Source organism: Methanosaeta sp. UBA458 (assembly GCF_002496085.1).
In the GTDB taxonomy this organism is placed as follows: Archaea; Halobacteriota; Methanosarcinia; order Methanotrichales; family Methanotrichaceae; genus Methanothrix; species Methanothrix soehngenii.
Window position 1 is genome coordinate 17831 of record NZ_DAIK01000101.1, and the last position, 314, is coordinate 18144.

Consider the following 314-nt stretch of genomic DNA (forward strand, 5'->3'; position numbering starts at 1 on the left):
GTATCATTTTCCGGATCGGATGTCGCTGCGGTGAATGTTACCGCTGTCCCGGCTATCTGGGGGCTGGCTAGATCTGAAGCCAGATCAACTACCTCAGGCGGATTGTTGGGAACGGCCTCAACCACAAATTCAGCTGTCTTGGAGCTATCTCCTTCCGGATTGTGGTTGTTGTCCCGAGCCCTGACCTCGATGGTATGGGAGCCAATATCCTGCTCGGTTGTTGTCCAGTTCCAGCTCGGGATGGAGGTGAACTCAGTCTGAGCCACGTCATCCAAGAGGAACATGAACTCCAATGTATCATTTTCCGGATCGGA

At 53.2% G+C, this 314-nt stretch carries 1 pseudogene; it reads right to left on the reverse strand.

Annotation, left to right across the window (positions count from 1 at the left end):
* Window positions 1–314: pseudogene (locus BP822_RS07040) on the reverse strand (hypothetical protein); the annotation flags it as partial.